Annotated in this window: 15 protein-coding genes; all 15 read right to left on the bottom strand. The window is 56.4% G+C overall.

Features of this window, described 5'->3' with window-relative positions; translation table 11 throughout:
- Position 1: 1 nt before the first annotated feature.
- Entirely contained in the window at positions 2 to 1,042 is a 1,041-nt protein-coding gene (locus CAUR_RS11075; RefSeq protein WP_012257986.1) for an NAD-dependent epimerase/dehydratase family protein, read from the bottom strand.
- A 21-nt stretch (positions 1,043 to 1,063) separates the two neighbouring features.
- Complete coding sequence (locus CAUR_RS11070) at positions 1,064 to 2,584, bottom strand: putative HlyD family type I secretion protein (protein ID WP_012257985.1); 1,521 nt, start codon at positions 2,582 to 2,584, stop codon at positions 1,064 to 1,066.
- Positions 2,585 to 2,587: 3 nt separating this feature from the next.
- Positions 2,588 to 3,997, bottom strand: a complete 1,410-nt coding sequence (locus tag CAUR_RS11065; protein ID WP_012257984.1) for a tyrosine-protein kinase domain-containing protein — start codon at positions 3,995 to 3,997, stop codon at positions 2,588 to 2,590.
- A gap of 218 nt (positions 3,998 to 4,215) precedes the next feature.
- Complete coding sequence (locus CAUR_RS11060; RefSeq protein ID WP_012257983.1) at positions 4,216 to 5,511, bottom strand: glycosyltransferase family 4 protein; 1,296 nt, start codon at positions 5,509 to 5,511, stop codon at positions 4,216 to 4,218.
- Positions 5,512 to 5,516: 5 nt separating this feature from the next.
- Positions 5,517 to 6,497 (bottom strand): glycosyltransferase family 2 protein, encoded by a 981-nt coding sequence (locus CAUR_RS11055; RefSeq protein ID WP_012257982.1) that lies wholly within the window; start codon positions 6,495 to 6,497, stop codon positions 5,517 to 5,519.
- Between the two features lie 3 nt (positions 6,498 to 6,500).
- On the bottom strand, positions 6,501 to 7,190 hold the full coding sequence (locus CAUR_RS11050) for an acyltransferase (RefSeq protein WP_012257981.1): 690 nt from the start codon (positions 7,188 to 7,190) through the stop codon (positions 6,501 to 6,503).
- 20 nt (positions 7,191 to 7,210) lie between these two features.
- Positions 7,211 to 7,993 (bottom strand): sulfotransferase domain-containing protein, encoded by a 783-nt coding sequence (locus tag CAUR_RS11045; RefSeq protein ID WP_012257980.1) that lies wholly within the window; start codon positions 7,991 to 7,993, stop codon positions 7,211 to 7,213.
- On the bottom strand, positions 7,994 to 9,703 hold the full coding sequence (locus CAUR_RS11040; protein ID WP_012257979.1) for a bifunctional sulfate adenylyltransferase/adenylylsulfate kinase: 1,710 nt from the start codon (positions 9,701 to 9,703) through the stop codon (positions 7,994 to 7,996).
- A gap of 60 nt (positions 9,704 to 9,763) precedes the next feature.
- Positions 9,764 to 10,495: a polysaccharide deacetylase family protein gene (locus tag CAUR_RS11035; protein WP_012257978.1), complete on the bottom strand. Its 732-nt coding sequence runs from the start codon at positions 10,493 to 10,495 to the stop codon at positions 9,764 to 9,766.
- 48 nt (positions 10,496 to 10,543) lie between these two features.
- Positions 10,544 to 11,443 (bottom strand): glycosyltransferase family 2 protein, encoded by a 900-nt coding sequence (locus CAUR_RS11030; protein WP_012257977.1) that lies wholly within the window; start codon positions 11,441 to 11,443, stop codon positions 10,544 to 10,546.
- Between the two features lie 90 nt (positions 11,444 to 11,533).
- Positions 11,534 to 12,856, bottom strand: a complete 1,323-nt coding sequence (locus CAUR_RS11025; protein WP_012257976.1) for a nucleotide sugar dehydrogenase — start codon at positions 12,854 to 12,856, stop codon at positions 11,534 to 11,536.
- 44 nt (positions 12,857 to 12,900) lie between these two features.
- Positions 12,901 to 14,655 carry a PQQ-dependent sugar dehydrogenase gene (locus tag CAUR_RS11020; protein ID WP_012257975.1) on the bottom strand — a complete coding sequence of 585 codons (1,755 nt, stop codon included), beginning with the start codon at positions 14,653 to 14,655 and terminating at the stop codon, positions 12,901 to 12,903.
- Positions 14,652 to 16,151 carry a VanZ family protein gene (locus CAUR_RS11015; RefSeq protein ID WP_015909173.1) on the bottom strand — a complete coding sequence of 500 codons (1,500 nt, stop codon included), beginning with the start codon at positions 16,149 to 16,151 and terminating at the stop codon, positions 14,652 to 14,654. The genes CAUR_RS11020 and CAUR_RS11015 overlap by 4 nt, the downstream gene beginning before the upstream one ends.
- Positions 16,135 to 17,403, bottom strand: a complete 1,269-nt coding sequence (locus tag CAUR_RS11010) for an ABC transporter ATP-binding protein (RefSeq protein WP_012257973.1) — start codon at positions 17,401 to 17,403, stop codon at positions 16,135 to 16,137. Before CAUR_RS11010 ends, CAUR_RS11015 begins: the two co-directional genes overlap by 17 nt.
- A gap of 3 nt (positions 17,404 to 17,406) precedes the next feature.
- Positions 17,407 to 18,294 (bottom strand): ABC transporter permease, encoded by an 888-nt coding sequence (locus tag CAUR_RS11005; RefSeq protein WP_012257972.1) that lies wholly within the window; start codon positions 18,292 to 18,294, stop codon positions 17,407 to 17,409.
- Positions 18,295 to 18,484 lie beyond the last annotated feature (190 nt).

Genomic DNA, 18,484 nt, shown 5'->3' with positions numbered 1-18,484 from the left:
CTTACTGGACGATGAACTGAGCGTTGCGGTACTGGCTATCAAGTGCGTCTTTGATCACACCGTTCGTCAAGACACTGGCCACCTCGCGAATGCCCTGTTCGACGCTAATCCGCGGTCGGAAACCGAGGCGTTCCCGGATTTTGGCAAACGAAACGCGAATATCGCGCATATCACCACCGAAGGTCAAGTCTTTGTACTCGACCACAGTTCCCTCGACGTGTCGTTGCACCAGGGCCACAATTTCATCCTTGGTGTAATTCCCCTCATCACTCCCCACATTAAAAATCTCGCGATTGACAACCGCCTCCGGAGCTTCCAGACCCAGCAAGATTGCATCACATACATCGCGCACGTGCACGAACGAACGCGCATAGCCGCGCTGATAGATGATCAGTTTGCGGCGTGTGATCGCTTCGAGGACGAACTGGTTAATGATGAGATCAAAACGTGTGCGGGGCGACACCCCAAACAGCGTGGCGAAACGGAAGAGAATCGGCATAGTCGCTGCCCCGGCCGTGTTTTCGCGCAGGAACTGCTCGGCCGCAATCTTCGTCTCGGCGTAGAGTGATTGCGGGTTCAGCGGCGACTCTTCGGTGACCGGCTTGCCATCAGGAGAGAGACCGTAATTGCTGTAGGTGGAAGCAAAGACGAAACGCCCAACCCGTCCAGCCTCAGCGGCGGCGAAAACCCGTTTGGTTCCTTCAAAGTTATAGCGCCAGGCGACCTGCGGCCCTACCATCTGACAGGCTGGAAAACCGACAATTGCTGCCAAATGAATGACCGCATCGAACGATGCAGGTGGCAAATCACCGACGGCAATACCATCACCGGTGGCACGCAGGGTCGCCGGATCGCAAATATCGCCTTTTGCAAAACGGAAGCGCGGATGATGCCAGTAGCCTAACAGAGACGCGCCCCCGAAGAGAAGGTCGTCTACCACGGTTACCGACCAGCCCTGATTCAAGAGCACGCCGGTTAGTAAAGAACCAATATACCCTGCGCCACCGGTAATCAAGGCATGAGGCGTCTTCGCACTCGTCATTTGCTTCCTCCTCCAGGATGGTTACTGACCTGCCGAAAAGACGACTTGCGCATTCATATTCCAGCGCAGCCGCTGATCCCAGCTATCGGGAATAATGCGCACGGTATACGTCGTACCGATACCGGTCTCCTGACCAATCGGTTCGATGTAGCTGACCCTTCCGCTCAGACGTAGATCAGGGAGAGCGATGAAACTGATCGTGACCGGATCGTTTTCCTGGATCAGGCTGACATGAATTTCACTCAAGTTAGGCACCACAATTTGCCACTGATCCAGCGTTGCCAGGGTGATAACCCGCTGATTGGCTTCAACCGTCTGACCAGGTTGCACCGTTACTGTGACCACCGTCGCATCAATCGGTGCTCGAATCTGGTACCGTTCACGGTTCAATTCAGCCCGCCGCACCTCAATTTCAGCGCGCTCGATCCGTGCCTGCGCAATCGCGATCTGGGCGCTGGTTGGTTCAGCTACCAGACGGGCAAAATCAGCTTCAGCCTTGCGCAGTTCTGCTTCGTAAACGGCAACTTCATTGGGATGATTGATAGTCAGTTGCGCCAATCGCGCCTCGGCCTGCAAGATTCGCTTCTCGGCAGCCGCAATCTGATCAGGTGTGGCCGGGCGTGACGCATCGGCCAATAAAGCCTCGGCCTGTTCCACCTCTGCCCGATAAGCCGCAATCTCGCTAAACTCGTTCTGACGCACCGTCTCTAAAGCTACCCGCGCTTCTTGCAGACGCCGCTCGGCATTTTCGACGGCTCGCAACAACCGGGTTTCATTATCGATTTGCGCCTGGGTCAATTGACCACCATTCGCCACAATCTGCTGATTGGCCCACGCGGTGCGCGAATAGTCATCCTGCGCATTACGCAACTCGTTCGCCAATCGTTCGATCTGCGACTCGAGCTGGGTCTTTTCACCTGCCAGCGTATTGATGCGAGTTTGCAAGCGAGCTTTGGCTTCGGCTACTGCCGCTTCCAGACGGGCACGATCCTCTGGCGTAATTCCCTTCTGCAAGCGCTCGAGCACTGCGCGCGCCTCCCGCAATTCAGCCTGGACAGCAGCAATATCGCTTTGGGTGACATTTGTCCGCCCATCGGCCAACCGGGCACGGGCACGTTCAATTTCGGCTTCAGCCTGGGCAATTTGCTCGGGAGTAGCTCCACTACGCAACTGCTCATAATTCGCCTGTGCCTCTGCCAGTGCTACCCGCGCTTCAGCCAGTGTCAGATCGAGTGCCCGAATATCCAGGCTTGCCATAACATCACCGGCCCGCACCCGATCCCCGGGTTTAACCAGCACCTCGACGACCGATCCGCCATTGACAAAACTGAGATCAAGCACGGTCATTGGCTGAACACGTCCATTAGCGATCAGGGTGCCATTGACAATGGTCGGAGCAGCAGTTGAGGCAGGTACCGGCGATGATTCAGTCGCCTGCGGCGTCGCCACAGCTACCGCTTCGGTATCAGGCATCGTCTGCTGAGTACATGCACTTAGCAGCAACGCCAGCATGGTGATCAACATCAACCAGAAACGTCGCATAGGTCAATCTCCTGCATCGCCAACGGTCTCACTGCGGTTAGCCACCACCATCGCAGGCGTCGATTCGGTGCGACGTGCAACTGGAAGAGCGAATCGGCTGCGGCGTTTACGAACACCATTCAACACGATCCCCAGACAGGCAATACCGGTCTGTTGCAACAGCTCCAGCATTTGCCGCAGATCACCCTCAGTCGTTTGGTCGGATCGCACGACGGCCAGGGTCGTATCCACTGCACGCAATAACAGGGTGGTATCGGCAAAGGTTAAGAGCGGGGCAGTATCGATGATGATGACATCAGCACACTGACGCAATGCGCCCAGCACCTTCTCCAGATGCACCCCACCTAGCAATTGAGCCGGCAATCCCAACACATTACCCGCTGTCAGCACGTAGAGGTTTGCCTGTGCGGTAACCCGGAGAAATGGCTCAATAGCCTGAGCAGTGCTGCTAAGCAGGTTCGAGAGACCACCCTGATTCGGTAACTCAAACAATGTGTGCTGAATTGGATTGCGGAGATTCGCATCAACCAGGATCACGCGCCGTCCGGTTTGTGCCAGCGCTACCGCCAGGTTAGCCGCTGTCAGACTCCGCCCCTCACCGGCTACTGCACTGATAACGGCAATCATCTGCGGACGAACGTCGGCAGCCAGCGCGTCGAGATGCAGCCGGAACATACGATACGCTTCGGCATCGAGCGATGCCGGTTCCCTAAGCGTCACCAATTGGGCTGCCGGCGTTGATCCTTTGAGTCTACCAACGGTAACCAGTGGCCGCCCACCACCGCGCCGGCTCAAATCGCCCTCATCGCTGATCCGGGTATTGAAGTAGTCGTAGAGAAAACCAATCACAATTGCAATCAGTACTGCAATGAAGGCACTGAGGACGATGTTGCGGGTATAATCCGGGCTGACCGGATTGCGTTTCGCATACGCCGGATCGACGACGATCAGGGTTGATGCCTGTGCGTAGGGATTATCGAGCAGATCACGCTCCAGAGCCTGGAACGAGGCAACAATCGCATCGGCCAGTTCAACAGCACGTTGCCGGCTGGTATCACGTACCGAAAGCAGAAATAGCTCGGTCTTCCCAACTTCAGTTGTGCTGGTACGTGCCGCCAGTTGCGCAGGCGTCACTCCTTCAACCATTCCAGCCGCCCGCTCCAGCACCGGCCGTACCAGCAACAATTCACGTACCGTCAGTGCATACCGTTCACGTGCCCGGAGATCTTCCAGGGTTGGTGAAGGGCGGGCAAAGATACCCTGATCCTGGTTCACCATGAGCATTGTTGAGGCTTCGTAAAGGCGGGGCTGGGTCTGCGAGTAGGCATAACCTACGCCTCCACCAACGAGCGCAAACAGGATGATCAACCATGCCCAGCGCCAGATAAAGAGCAGGTAGTTTTTGAGTTCCAAGTGACCCTCCACACGGTGCGTACAAGAGGTCTCTTGCACGTGCCAGATACAACGAAATCTCTCACGATCATCTGGTCTGTGGCGTGGAGCAATGTGTGATCGGGGAAACAGACCGTTTGACAACCATTATATAGACGCTCTACCACATCGCACTGTAGTTGTAGCCGGAAAACGTGACAGTGAGATGTCATCTACAGAAGTGCGTTATAACAAAACGTTCATCGCCGCAGGCGTACCCCAGGATCGGTATGAGCCGACGTAGTAATCTGGTGATAGAGTTCAAGATAGCGCTGCGCCTGCAATTCCTGTCGGTATTCGGACAGAGCAATCGCCCGACACTGCCGACTCATCATCTGTCGCTCATCGGTGTTGGCTAACAGGCGCTGCATTGCTGCTCGCAACGCTACCACATCACCAACCGGCGCCAGCCAGCCGGTTTGCCCGGGACGCACAAGCTCGCCGATGCCACCGGTATCAAAACCGACCACCGGCGTACCACACGCCAACGCTTCCAGCACCGTACTCGGCATGTTGTCTTGCAACGAAGGAATGACAAAAAGATCAGCCGCACTGTACACCAGGGCCAGTCTGGTATCTTCATCGATCACGCCCAACGAACGATGCGCTATCGGTGCAGCTATCGGCGGCGGATTCCGCCCAATCGAAACTAACAGCAACTCTGGTTCGTCACTCATACCAGCCAGCGCCGCCGTTAGCTCGGCAAAGCCCTTACGTCGGTTTGCCACCGAAACTGCCACGAAGAGGACGATCTTCGCCTGTTGAGGCAAGCCCAGGGTCGCCCGGGCATACGCTTGATCGAAGGGGGCGAAAACGGTTGTGTCGAGGCCGTTGGGAATGATGTGCACCGGTAAGTGCCCGAACAGCGAACTACGCTGTACTTCAGCCGCAATCCAGCGGTTGAGAGCGACGATATGCAGACGTCCGGCAGGCACTGCGGCCAATGCGGCGCGTTTGCGTCGCCAGATTTGATGCGAGAGATCATGGTCGTTATGCGATCCGAGCTGCGGACAGGCACCACAGGCCGCAGTATAGCGCTCACACCCCTCGTTATAGTGACAGCCACCGGTGAACGGCTGCTGATCGGATAGCCGCCATACAACCGGCACCCGCTGGGGCACGACACGAAAGAAGCTGGTATAGTCAACCAAACCGGCCACCCAATGCAAATTGATGACGTCACACCGCGGCAACGCCTGCACCAGCTCTGAGCCGTAGCGACTGCGATCATCACTAAATGGCTCCAGCCCGGACGGTCGGGTCTGGAGGTATGGCTTCATCGCCTGCCGGATGCGCCAGCCCCGCCAGCGCCGTTGCCAGCGCTTGACGATACTCACGGTAGCAGGCAGAGTCTGTACGGTTGGATCATCACTACGTCGGTTTGCCACCAGCATCTGCGACCGACAGCCCGCCGCAAGTAAGGCTCGATGCAGACGATAGGCTGCTCTGGCCGCACCGCCGCTTATATCGTTGGTGCTGAGATGAACCACGTGCATATCCGTCACCGTGCCGGTAAACGTCGGCGAGCCAGCGTCCCCACTGCCGGTAATGAGTAGAGCATTTCAGGCAGTGCTCGCCGGTAGTATGCCGGAATAAACGGTAAAGCAAAACCGGCTTTCAGCCAGTCAATGTACCGTTCCCGACCACGGTAGAGCTGTCGCCATCGTCCGTAGTACGTTGTCCAGATCACGCGCGTAATGGCATCACGGCAGACAGCCCATTCGTGCGGATGTTGTCGTGCGTATGCACGCAACACCGGATGCTGGTGCAGAAATGCCAGAAACTGCCGTGATGCCCGCGCCAGACTGGACACACCCACCGATTTGCCAAAACTGGTGTCGTAGATGCGATGGCGAAACACCGCTTCATCGCAGTAGACAATGCTACGATCAATGCTGAGGACAACCAGAAGAGCGTTATCTACCCCATTACCACCATCGAAATCGGGGTACCCACCAACTGCCCGCAGATCGGCGGTACGCGCCAGATTGGTGGTAAAGCAGACGAATTTGTGCTGGTTATGGCCCCAGCGACGGATCCAATCAGGGCCACGCATCACTCGCGGCGGCAATGGTCGGTCGGCGGTCGAAGCCACGACCCGGTTCTGTTCATCGAGTACTTCAACCCGGGAAATGGCAGCGGCTGCCCCAGTATGAGACTCCAGAGCTGCCACCATAGCGGTCAGATAGCCCGGTGCCAGTTCATCATCATCGCTCAGCAGGACAAAATAATCACCACTGGCGGCGGCCAGCAACTGATTAAAGTGCGGCACAATCGGCACCGACGTTGGGTTCTGACGAAACACAAAGGGGCGTGGATAATACTCACGCACCAGATTCAGCACAGCGTCGCCATTACAGCCATTATCGGAAACAATCAACTCAATAGCCGGATAGTCCTGATCAGCTACTGATCGGATGGCCTGGGCGACGTAAGTTAGTCGCTTGTAAACCGGGATTGCCACCGTTACCGTCGCTGCCATTGTTCACCTCGTACGTTCCACATCCTGCTCAGTTCGCTCACGTACAATACGCGCCGGAATACCGGCGGCAATCACCCCTGCCGGCAGACTGCGGGTTACAACACTCCCGGCTCCCACCACCGTCCCGCTACCAATCGTGACCCCCGACAGCACCACAACCCCGTAACCCAACCAGACATCATCTTCCAGCACGATAGGCCCCTTGCTAGTCAGGGGCTGGCTCCCTATCGGCTGACCGGGTGCTGTACCGTGGTCGTAGGGGTAGAATGCACATTGTGGTGCAATCTGGCAGCCACGCCCGATGACAATCTGTTCAATATACGCCGATAGTTGACAGCGGGGCTGAATACCGGTTCGTTCGCCGATTCGCAGACTACCACCACGACCACATTCGATGATCGTATCGCGGTGGAGTTCTACGTAATCACCCAGATCAATCTGGCCGCCATCCTGACGCTGATAGATCACAACGCCGTCGCCGATAAAGACATGCCGCCCTCGGCGGATACGACGACCACTCAATTGGGCCGATGGCGAAACATAGCCCTGTGGATAGTGATGAGCGAGCGCGACCCGTGCTTTGTATGGCGCGTGCGGCCACGCTGCCAGCCATGTCGCCACTTTCCCCCAGCGCCCAGGGCCGGCCTGCCGCATCCACCAGTCAGTCCAGAGCCGTACCAGTCGTTGTCGCATAACGGCTTCTCCCGCTATGATCAGGCCGCTCGATCTCCGTAACCGGCAGCCAGCATGCCCGCGCGATGGTATTGCCAGAACAGTTCCTCATCGGCGGGCGAAAACAAATTGCGCCAGTCGCCAGATCCACCTTTGCGCACGAAGAATGGCGTTGCAGCGCCATTGGCAGCCTGTTCCTTGGCGCGCATGCGCTCGAACGACGAGGCGGCAACCGCTGCCGCGATCTGGTCGTCGGTGGCCTGAATATGGCAGAAATTGAGGATACGGCGCACCTGTGAGGGCGTATCAGCGTAGAGATCTTCGTACTTCACCACCAGCAACTCAGCGCCGCTGTTCAGCCACCCCAACACGTGATCCGACCAGCGTCCCCAGTAGATGTCACCCACGATGATCTCGTGCAGACTTACCGGCTTATCCGACCGCCGGTTGCGCCAGTGATAGTACGATGTCATCGCATCACGACCATCGCGCACGATGTAGATGGCCCGCCGAAATACCGGTCGGTAGTGCAGATGGGTCTTCACAAACCGCGGGCGCATCTGGTTAAAAGGGGTTGTTGGATCGGCCATGTAGACCAGATCGCCTTTGATATGGCTGTCTGGAACGTAGCGCCCAAAGCCCTGGAGTCCCAATTCCTGGCCGGCCAGCAGGTTGGCCAGCAAAAACCGCACCCAGGTATTCCCCGACTTGGGGAACGAGGCCAGATAGTAAAAATCGGGTTGCGGTTTAAAACCTAAATCGGCGTTTGGGCCTTTCAACCATTGCCGTAGTGTGCGCCGGGCGTGTGCGAAGACATCTTTCATTTATCCCTCCAGGAAACCCTTCTCTTCCAGATAGCGAATGATCTTGCGCGCATTCTCTTCCGGGGTCACATCCGTGGTGGTCAGGGTCAACTCAGGGTTGACCGGCGGTTCATACGGATCATCAATGCCGGTAAAGCCACGTAGCTCACCACGCCGGGCTTTTGCGTATAGCCCCTTGACATCACGCTGCTCACACACTTCGAGCGGGGTGTCAACAAACACCTCGATGAACTGATCGCTGCCGATCATTGTCCGACACTCATTGCGCGCCGCCCGATAAGGGCTGACCGCCGCACAGATGACCGCACCACCGGCTTTCACCACGGCACTGGCAACAAAGCCGATCCGCAGAATGTTGGTATCACGATCTTCCCGCGAGAAACCCAACCCTTTCGACAAGTGGGTACGCACAACGTCACCATCCAGGACTGTTGGTGTACGGCCCCGTTCCAGCAAGAGCACATTCAAGATGGCGGCAATGGTCGATTTTCCGGCCCCACTCAGACCGGTAAACCAGACACAAAACCCTTGCCGATGGCGAGGTGGATACATCTGGCGGAGAATCTCGGCAGTTTCCGGGCGCGTAAACCACTCAGGCAGGAGCCGCCCTTTCGCCAGATACTCATCTCGCACCTGTGTACCTGAAATAGAGGAAATTTCGGCCCCTGGCGGCACCTCGTCGATTGTGACATAGCGCCCTTCCCGTTTGAGATACACCAGTTCGGTGAACGGGATCATCGTCACACCTATTTCGTGCGCATAATGAGCCAGTAGCTCTTGCGCCGCATACGGCCCATAAAACGGCTTACCTGTACTGTCGTTCCCAGGGCCGGCATGGTCACGGCCAACGATGAAATGATTTGCACCGTAATTGCGGCGGATGATGGCGTGCCAGACCGCTTCACGCGGGCCGGCCATGCGCATCGCCAACGGCAACAGACTGAGTAGAGTACGACCAGGATCGTAGTATTTTTCGACCAGCAACCGGTAACTACGAACACGGGTAAAGTGATCGATATCACCGGGTTTGGTCATGCCAACAACCGGATGGATCAGCAGGCTGCCATCTACTTGCGCTGCGGCCCGCTTGGTCAGCTCTTCGTGGATGCGATGCATCGGGTTGCGCGTCTGGAAGGCAACCACATTTGGCCGCCCCATTGCCTGTAACAGACGCCGCACTTCAGCCGGGGTACGACGGAGATCGGTAAAGTCGTAGTAGCGGGGCAAATTGATAACGCGCAGGCGACCGGCAGCATAAAACTTGCCCCAACGCGCCATTTCGGCCACCAGCGGATGGTGTGGATCGGTCGTACCCAGGACGGCCAGTGCTTCACGTTCGGCATCCCACCGGTAGATGTCACTTATCTCCATAATGGCCAGGGGATTGTTATGAACATCGCGCAGGACGATGCGGTCGCTACCGAAATGGCTCTTTTCAACCGGCAGTGTCACCGGAATTGGCCAGAGGGTACCATCCGCCAGCCGCATCTCTTCCAAGACACGCTCGTAATCTGCCCGCCCCATAAAACCGGTCAGCGGTGAAAAGCCACCGGTAGCCAGCAGTTCCAGATCGCACATACTGCGCATGGAAATTTGAATCGAAGGCAGACGTGAGGCTTCGGCAAGTACGTCATCGCGCTCTTCAGCCGACACGCACAGATCAATCAGACGACCACCATACGGTGAAATGAGAAGATTGTCATTGGGCATAAGATTCCTTAACGTGACAACACCAATCGGCGCGTCCACAATGGTCGCGCCTCACAATCATTACAACGCCGGACGAAACCAGGGCACCCGCACCGGTGTTCCGGCACGGATCAACTCAGGTACTGTGACAAAACGATAGGTACGTTGCAACTCGGGTAAGGCCATTGCCAGTGCCGACACCAGACTGGTACGGTCGGCTGCCTGGGGATCACGTGGATTTGCCAGGCGGTCATGGAGCAAGATAATACTCCCTGGTCGCACCTGATCTACCAGCCGTGCAGCCAGTTGCGAGGCCGGTTGTGCAATCCAGTCTTCAATATGAAATGTCCAGCCAACAACTTCATACCCAAACAGGAGGGCATCGAAGCGTGAACCGTAAGATTGCCCGCCATAGGGAGGACGAAATAAACGCAGCCGGTATGGTGCGAGTACCTGCTGCGTCTGCCACAATTCACGCCAGCGTTGCCAGCGCCGGGTTTGTGGCATACGAATGTGACTGAAGGTATGGTTCCCAATCGCATGACCGGCGGCTACCATTCGTGTCACCAGATCACGCTGATCGACAGCATGTTGGCCGAGCAGAAAAAAGGTTGCCCGAAGCTGATACTGTTCACACAGATCGAGAATCTGCGGCGTAAAGACAGGATGTGGCCCATCGTCGAAGGTTAACGCGACCAGCGGTTCAGTCGTCTCTACCCGCACCAGCGTACCGAAGAGACGCCGACCGATTGGAGCGAACCAGCGTCTGACATGCCGGCCAGACCTGTATGTGACAAAAGATTGAGGAATCACAGTAACCTTTCAAGCACTGACCAGGGAGGAGCGAAACGATTCTCACACCTAAATCGCCAGCGGCGGGCACCGGTATTGCAGACTGCCCTGCAACAAACCGATCAACCAGGCATTCATTCGCAACCATTCGGCGAGATGTTCACGTTGTCGAATCTGGACAACCCGCCCTACCTGACGCAACCAGCGCCGCGCATACGAGAGCCAGGGTGAAAGTGATCGGCGCGGTGTATCAGTCAGATGGCTGTAGCGACGGGCCAGGGCTACATTGGCAATCGCCCGTTCCCTGGTTTGACGTAGCATCCCGACCAGCGTATCGCGATAACGCACATAGACGAGGGCATCCGGCACGAATGTCAGCGGAACCTGACACTGTAACTGCACTCGAAAACAGTAGTCAGTGTCCATCAGACGCGACAGGGTCTCATCAAAACCACCGACCTGATCGTGCAGGGTTCGTTCAATTGCCAGCCCCGAACCACCGGCGTGGGGCAGATACGGTGGATAGCTCACCCGCTGCAAGCCATCGGCCTGTGGGTTGCGTCGTGTTCGGCTTAGCCACGAATGATGATTGAGATGTTCAATATCGAAACGGGAAGCAACAAAGGGAAAGGTATCGAGTGCCTGGCCAATTGCTGCTACCCAGCCCGGAGCCACCACATCATCGGCATCGACGAAGGCCAGGGCCGTGCCACGCGCATGGCGTACACCCTCATTGCGGGCAAACGCTCCGCCACGCCGGGCACCGGCATCGATAATACGCAGATTCGGCATACGTACCAGAAAATCTGCCGCTACCCGTCGTGATTCGTCGCGTGAACCGTTATCAGCGACGATCACTTCCCATGGTCGATCCCATCGCTGGCTTGCGAGCGCCGTCAATTGTTCACCCAGTGTTGTTGCCGCGTTGTAGCACGGAATGATGATACTGAGACGCACCTCACGCTGCACGGTATCCCTCCTCGTCACTCCCCATCGTTCCGTACTACCGTTATGCCAACACCGGGTGAATCAATGATGATTGGCATACCGGCGTTCAGACTACAATACTGTAATCTTTGTTCGTAACTCACCCTGAATGTTGCGGGTTGCGTTGCGTGTATCCACGATTGCCGGAGCCAATGTCACGATCCGCTCGTAGTCAAACGCACGATGATTGGTGATAATGACCGCGCAATCACACTGACGGAGCAACTCGTCAGTTAATGGCACTGTTTGCATACACCGACCATCGTGCAGCTCAAATTGGGTAATGTGCGGATCGCAGGGAATCACCGTTGCGCCGTCGGCAGTCAGCAGATCGTAGACCTTAAATGCCGGTGATTCGCGATAATCATCGACATCCGGTTTGTAGGCAATCCCAAGCAACAGGATAGTACTCCCGTTCAGTGGCTTACGGGCACGATTAAGCGCCCGTACAACCAGATCGTGAACGTGCCGTGGCATTTGACTGTTGATTTCACCGGCCAGCTCAATAAACCGGGTCGTCAGATCATACGCCCGCGCCTTCCACGTCAGGTAGAACGGATCGATAGGGATACAGTGACCACCCAGCCCTGGCCCAGGGGTAAACTTCATAAAGCCGTAGGGCTTGGTCGCAGCGGCATCGATCACTTCCCAGACATCAATGCCCATTCGGTCGCAGAGCAACGCCAGTTCGTTGACCAACGCAATATTGACGGCGCGAAAGATGTTCTCGAACAGCTTCGTTAGCTCGGCAACATCCGGCGAGCTAACCGGCACCACCCGACTGGTGATATAGCCGTAGAAGGCACCGGCCAGTTCAGTGCAGTGTGGTGTCACACCCCCCACCACCTTCGGCGTATTCTCAACGCTGTAACCCTTGCTACTCGTCTGACCGGGATCGATGCGTTCGGGTGAGAACGCCAGAAAAATCTGTTCGCCAACCTTCAAGCCGGAGCGCTCGATCCGGGGCATGATCAGTTCACGGGTGGTACCAGGGTAGGTAGTACTTTCCAGAATCACCAGTTGACCGGGTCGAATGCTGGCGGCGACATTTTCACTCGCCGCTTCGACAAAGCGCATATCCGGTTCGCGCGTTGCGTTGAGCGGGGTGGGAACGCAGATGACCAAAATATCACATTCGGCCATCCGACGAACATCGGTTGTTGCCTCAATCCGACCCGCTTCGCGCAGAGTCGCTAACGCATCACTGGATACGTCGCCAATGTAGCTCTCGCCGCGATTGACCTGCGCGACACGCATTGGACTGACATCAAAACCAAGCACGGAAAACCCAACTCGCCCGGCACGCTCGGCGAGCGGTAACCCGACATACCCTAATCCAATCACACCGACTTTTGCAGTGCGGCCGTGGATGCGATTCATCAATTCGTGGAACATGATGGTGTCGTCTCCATAATATCTCTGGAATGTACGATTTGATATTATAGGCGAGGTTTTTTACGGCGACCCCAAACCCAGTTCACTGCCATCAGCCCAATGACTCCAACCACAATACCAATCCCGAATGACGCCCAGGCCAATCGTGAGCGGAGCAGGGTCATCACTTGAGTCAGCCACCCCCGGTCTGCCGGTTTCGCCAGGAGATAATCGGCAATGATGGCAGCCTCTGCCGGACTAACGCCGAGATTGGGCATCTGCGAACCGCGATTATCCCAGCGTGGCTCCACGATTTGATTAATAATCCATTGCCGGATGGCAGCTTCACCCTCGGCGTTCAGCACCGCCGCTCGCGCCGGACGAGTCGAAACCCAGGGTTCTTCTTCCAGTTTGTCGAGATCGGCAAGTAACTGGCGGTATTGTGCATTGTTGAGCCGGGCCTGAATGTTTGCAATCAGTAACTCGCGACTCAGCGGTGGACCGGCTGCACCACCAAATCCACCATCACCATTGATCTGATGACAACCAAGACAACCGCGCTCGCGGAGGATCTGGCGCGGATCTTCTACCTGCATCGGGCGGTAGGGATAGCTGTTCGTCGCATCGGGCACAATTTTGTAGATCGAGGTCTGCCCTGCCTGATTCTCGTAGAGTGGTGCAAAATAGAGGCCGTCCGGCCCGAAGGCAACGGCTACCACCATTTGCTCTTGCTTCCCACGAAAGCGGAGAAAGTATTCTGGAACCGACGATACCCGACGCTGTTCCATATTGTAATCAATGCGCACGATACCGGGCATCTTTCCCCGCCGCACCGAACCGGCCATACCGAGAAAGAACTTTCCTGCGTAGGCCGTCCCCAAGAGTGAGCTGTCCGGTGAGAGATATTGTAAGGTGGTTGGACCAAGACTCGGCACCCAGACATACGCTGCCCGGAGATGAATGCTACTCTCTTGACCATTCCAACCGTAATCTTCCCCTCGCTCTACTTCTATAAATCGATCCGTACCGACGCCGTTATCGGCCACAAAGACGCGGCCATCAACGATACGCATCGCGTATGGGTTACGAAAGCCGGTTGCCCACACATAATTTTGTGCTTTTTTGATGTCATTGTCAATGTAGAACGGATTATCGGGTAGCGGTTGACCGTCCAGACTCATCCGATAGATTTTGCCAACCATCTGATCCGGATCACGGGCCAGATGCGGCTGCCAGGCCTCGCCAATCCCGACAAACAACTGATCACCAACAACCTGGCAGGGGCCGATATGATGAGCCAGACCTGACTCGTAACCGGCAAAAACTTCGGTAAAGGCAACCGAGCTGGCCGGGGTTACACCAAACGTACCGGGTGTAGTCTGGTAGCGTACAATATTATTCCGCAAACGGCCACTCGCATCGGTGTAGAGGAACGTCACAAAAATATACCCGTACTCTGGATCAAGGCAGATGCCGCCCATACCACCCTGACCACGCCCGGACGGAAGCTCTTCTGTCGGATTAAACCGAAACACGCTTTCGGCAAAAGTCAGAATAGTGCGATCATTAGTGACGACTTTAATCGTACCTCGCAACTCGGTTACAAAATAGAGCGGATCTTTCGGATCAGGGCCTGGTTGAGGAACAAAGGCAATCGCACTGGGAAAATGATAGCCGGTCGTATCTTCGACGATGGTAAAACCTTCAGCTACGGCCCAATCACTTCGCCAATCGAATGATGGTGATTGCGCCAGCATAATATCGTTCGTCGTAACGATGATCAGAATGAGCAAAAGCAAGCAGTATAGTAGCTTTTTCATAGATTATCATCCGCTGAATATGACCTGGTTAACCAATACGCCAGGGTGCATCCAACAAGCACCGTCGCACTGCTGGCCACCAGCATCCCCCCACTCAACGACTGGGCAATAACCAGCCAGGGCGCACTACTGATGAGCAGTGGCCCTACTACCGCGATGGTGATCGGTGGCCAGCGCCCACCGCGCCAGGGCAAGCCAGCCAGTGCCAGCGGAAGACAGATCGCTCCGGCCAGCGCAATCGTCCAGCCCCCGATCTGATGCGTTTGAACCGGGAGCCAGCGATTGATCAGCGCTTCGCCCGGGCCAAAGGTGTACCATTGCGGGTGTGCCTGACCATCAACAAAGAGCCGGGCAACGGCACCGTCATAACTCAACGCTAACAGCCGTGGTTGCCCGTCAGGGAAGACATCGGCAAAGCGCAACGGTGGCCGGTCATCGGCTACACGGGTCAGCGGCAGCCGCATCCGTACCAACAGGTCGGCACCTGCCTGAATCAAACTGATGTTGTGTCCATCAATGCCACGGCCAAAATTGACAATCAGGCCCTCTGTGGTGCGATCTGGTTCGCGGGCAGCCACCTGAGCGACCAGCGTAAATGCTCGTGTCCGGGCAATCTCCGCTGCCACGCCACGCAATGGCTCACTGCTCATCAGCCAGCGCTGATACCCCACACCTACCCCGGATTCGGTGAGGGTGGGCCGACCCTGAGCCACCAGCGGACGCGCAAATGGCCCATTCCCAGCCGGGGGCAGCTCGCTGAAATCGTAGGCGAATAACGGTTGCCTCGCGATTGCATCGCCCGGGGTCTGTACCGCTTGCGCATCATCTGCGGTAAAGGCCCGATTGTAGAGGGCGGTAAAGCCCACATAACCTGGCCAAAAGCGCCGCCCGTCATCGGCAGCGCCGATTTGAAGCGTGTAGCGATCCGACCACGTCGTTGGCAGTGTTGCTCGTTGCCAGCGCGTGACCATCCACGTGCTGCCGGCCAGCCAGATCGCCAATCCAACAAACACGACCCACGCCGGCGTCATCCGTACACCCTGATGTATCCAGAAGCCGAGTCGCTCGACCAGGGGAAGCATTGGCTGCGCCAGCCACCACGCTCCCAAAGCTGCGCCCGACGTGTTCGCAACCACATCCAGTAGCGCAGCGGTGCGACCGGGAATGGTCAGTTGGGCAACCTCAATCCCGAGCGCGACAGACGCACTCAACAGGATGACACCAGCGCGCTGCCCAGGTAGAGGCACGCTACAACCGGCCAGAAACCAGCGTAACGCCATGCCTAACGGAATAAACAGAACAATATTTTGCGCCATATCAAACGCATGGCTCAGGCCGGTCATCAGCTCGAAGATTGGATTGGCCGGCCATGGTCTGGTGAAAGCAAAGGGGTACAAAGTCACCATCCCGACGAGCAGGATGGTTGGTAAGAGCAACGCGACACCATAGCGACGCAAAGCATAGTGGTGACCCATAGGTTCAGGCTGACGGCTCATAGATCGTCGTCCACGGTAAGAGTGGTCGCACCACCCCGGAAAGATTGCCGGCCCAATCACCACGTGCTGAGTCACCTTCCAGACTATCAATCACCTGAAAAGCAACCGCATCACGTTCGGCGAATTGACCAATCGGCGGATCGAGAGTGGTCAGCGCTGCTTCGACGTACAGTGACCCCTCAGCCAGAAAATTGCCGGGAATGGTCACCCTGGAGACATAGCGACCCGGCAGTCGTGGCCGCCGCCGCCATTCGGGGTCAAGATCGAGGGTGGTAAACACGGCGATATTATCTTCGTTGTAGAGACGAAAGTGCGGCATCAATACATAGCCACCGGTTGTTACCACAAACTCCATCTCAAGCGTTACCGGTGTCCGAATATCAATCGTGTCCGAGACATCGCCATCAACATCGCGAACACGCACTGCCCGCAGGTGGGCAATTTCCTTGCCCGGCGCACTCGCCCGATCCGGCCAGACCCGTTCCGCAATCGAATGTGTGCCCTTCCCCAGATAGACACCAACCACCTGCTGTGCCGGTCCATCGGCCACCACCTGCCCCTGATTGAGCAGAATGGCCCGCTGACACATGCGCAGGATGGATTGCATGCTGTGCGAGACAAACAGGACGGTACGCCCCTGCTGACCTACATCTTGCATCTTGTTGAGACACTTTTTCTGAAAGCGCGCATCGCCGACGGCCAGTACCTCATCGACAATCAGAATTTCCGGCTCGAGATGCGCGGCAACTGCGAAGGCCAGCCGCACATACATGCCCGATGAATAAAACTTCACCGGCGTATCGATAAACTTCTCTACCTCGGCAAACTGGACAATTGCGTCAAAATTGCGATCAATTTCGCGTTTGCGCATGCCCAAAATGGCACCGTTGAGATAAATATTCTCGCGCCCGGTCAATTCGGGATGAAAACCGGTGCCAACTTCGAGCAAAGAAGCCACCCGACCGTACAATTCGGCTCTGCCCCGGGTTGGTTCGGTAATGCGCGAGAGCACTTTCAGCAGGGTGCTCTTCCCGGCACCATTACGCCCGATGATCCCAACCACTTCCCCTTGCTGAACATCAAACGAAACACCGTTGAGTGCCCACAGCTCGGTCGTCGTCGCTTTCTGCGTGCGACCACGCAGACGCTCGGCAATGGCATCGCGTAGCGTGACGTATCCCATATCACGCTGCCTGATCGCACCGATCCGATACTGTTTTGCTAAATCACGGGCCCGAATTGCGTAGTGCATAGGCTAGATAATATCGGCAAACTTACGTTCCACCGCCTGAAAGTAGAACAAACCGGAACTGAATATTGTTACTGCCATCATGACCGAGATCAGCATCAAGAGACCGGGAGGTTGCGTTCCCAGCAATGCCCAGCGAAAACCTTCGACAACGCTCACCATTGGGTTGAGCGCGTAGAGAAATTGCCAGTACCCTTCCACCAGATTGCTCGGATACACGACCGGCGTGGCAAACAGCCAGAGTTGGATGAGAAACGGAGTAGCGTGCCGCACATCACGGTAGCGGGCGTTGATCGCCGAGAGCCAGAATCCCACGCCCATGGCAGTAAACATTGCCAGCAACAGAAAGAGCGGCAAGAGGAACATTGCCGGGGTTGGCGGCCACCGGTACCACACCATCAATGCCAGCAGGATGAGAAATGACAAACCAAAATCAACCACACCGGCCAGAACACTGGCGGTAGGAATTGCCAGCCGGGGGAAGTAGACTTTGCGTACGATACTGGCACTGCCTACCAGACTATTGGCCGCCTGCCCAACCGTGTTGGCAAAGAACTGCCATGGTAGCAGGCCGGCCAGATTGAAGAGCGGGTAAGGAATACCGTTCGTATTGACACCGGCCAACCGCCCAAAGATGATCGTGAAGACGACGAGCTGTAACGTTGGTTGAATGATGGCCCAACTGGCGCCCAGCAGTGTCTGCTTGTAACGTACCTTAACATCACGCCAGACCAGAAAAAAGAGTAGTTCGCGGTAAGCCCAAAGGTCACGCCAGTTGAAATGCCACCATCCCTTGCGCGGCTCGATAATCGTTGGTGCCTGCACATCTTCTGCTGATGAATGTGCTGTAGAGGGGTTGACTGCCGACGTGCTGGAGGGTTCAAGAATTGCCATAGTGCTCACATCATCCGTAACATTCATCTGCGCAATATTGCCAGAGCAGGAGCGAAGAGGTATTGTGGCAGCGCGTTCTTCGTTTACATTTGGTTAGAAATTCTCCCCCCTATGTAGCATAGTCGGTTTACGGCCATCATGCAATTACAATTTCTTCAATCATACGCTTCCAATCGAGCCTCTTCAATTC

Source organism: Chloroflexus aurantiacus J-10-fl (genome assembly GCF_000018865.1).
In the GTDB taxonomy this organism is placed as follows: domain Bacteria; phylum Chloroflexota; class Chloroflexia; order Chloroflexales; family Chloroflexaceae; genus Chloroflexus; species Chloroflexus aurantiacus.
This window is presented reverse-complemented; position numbering and strand designations above follow the sequence as displayed.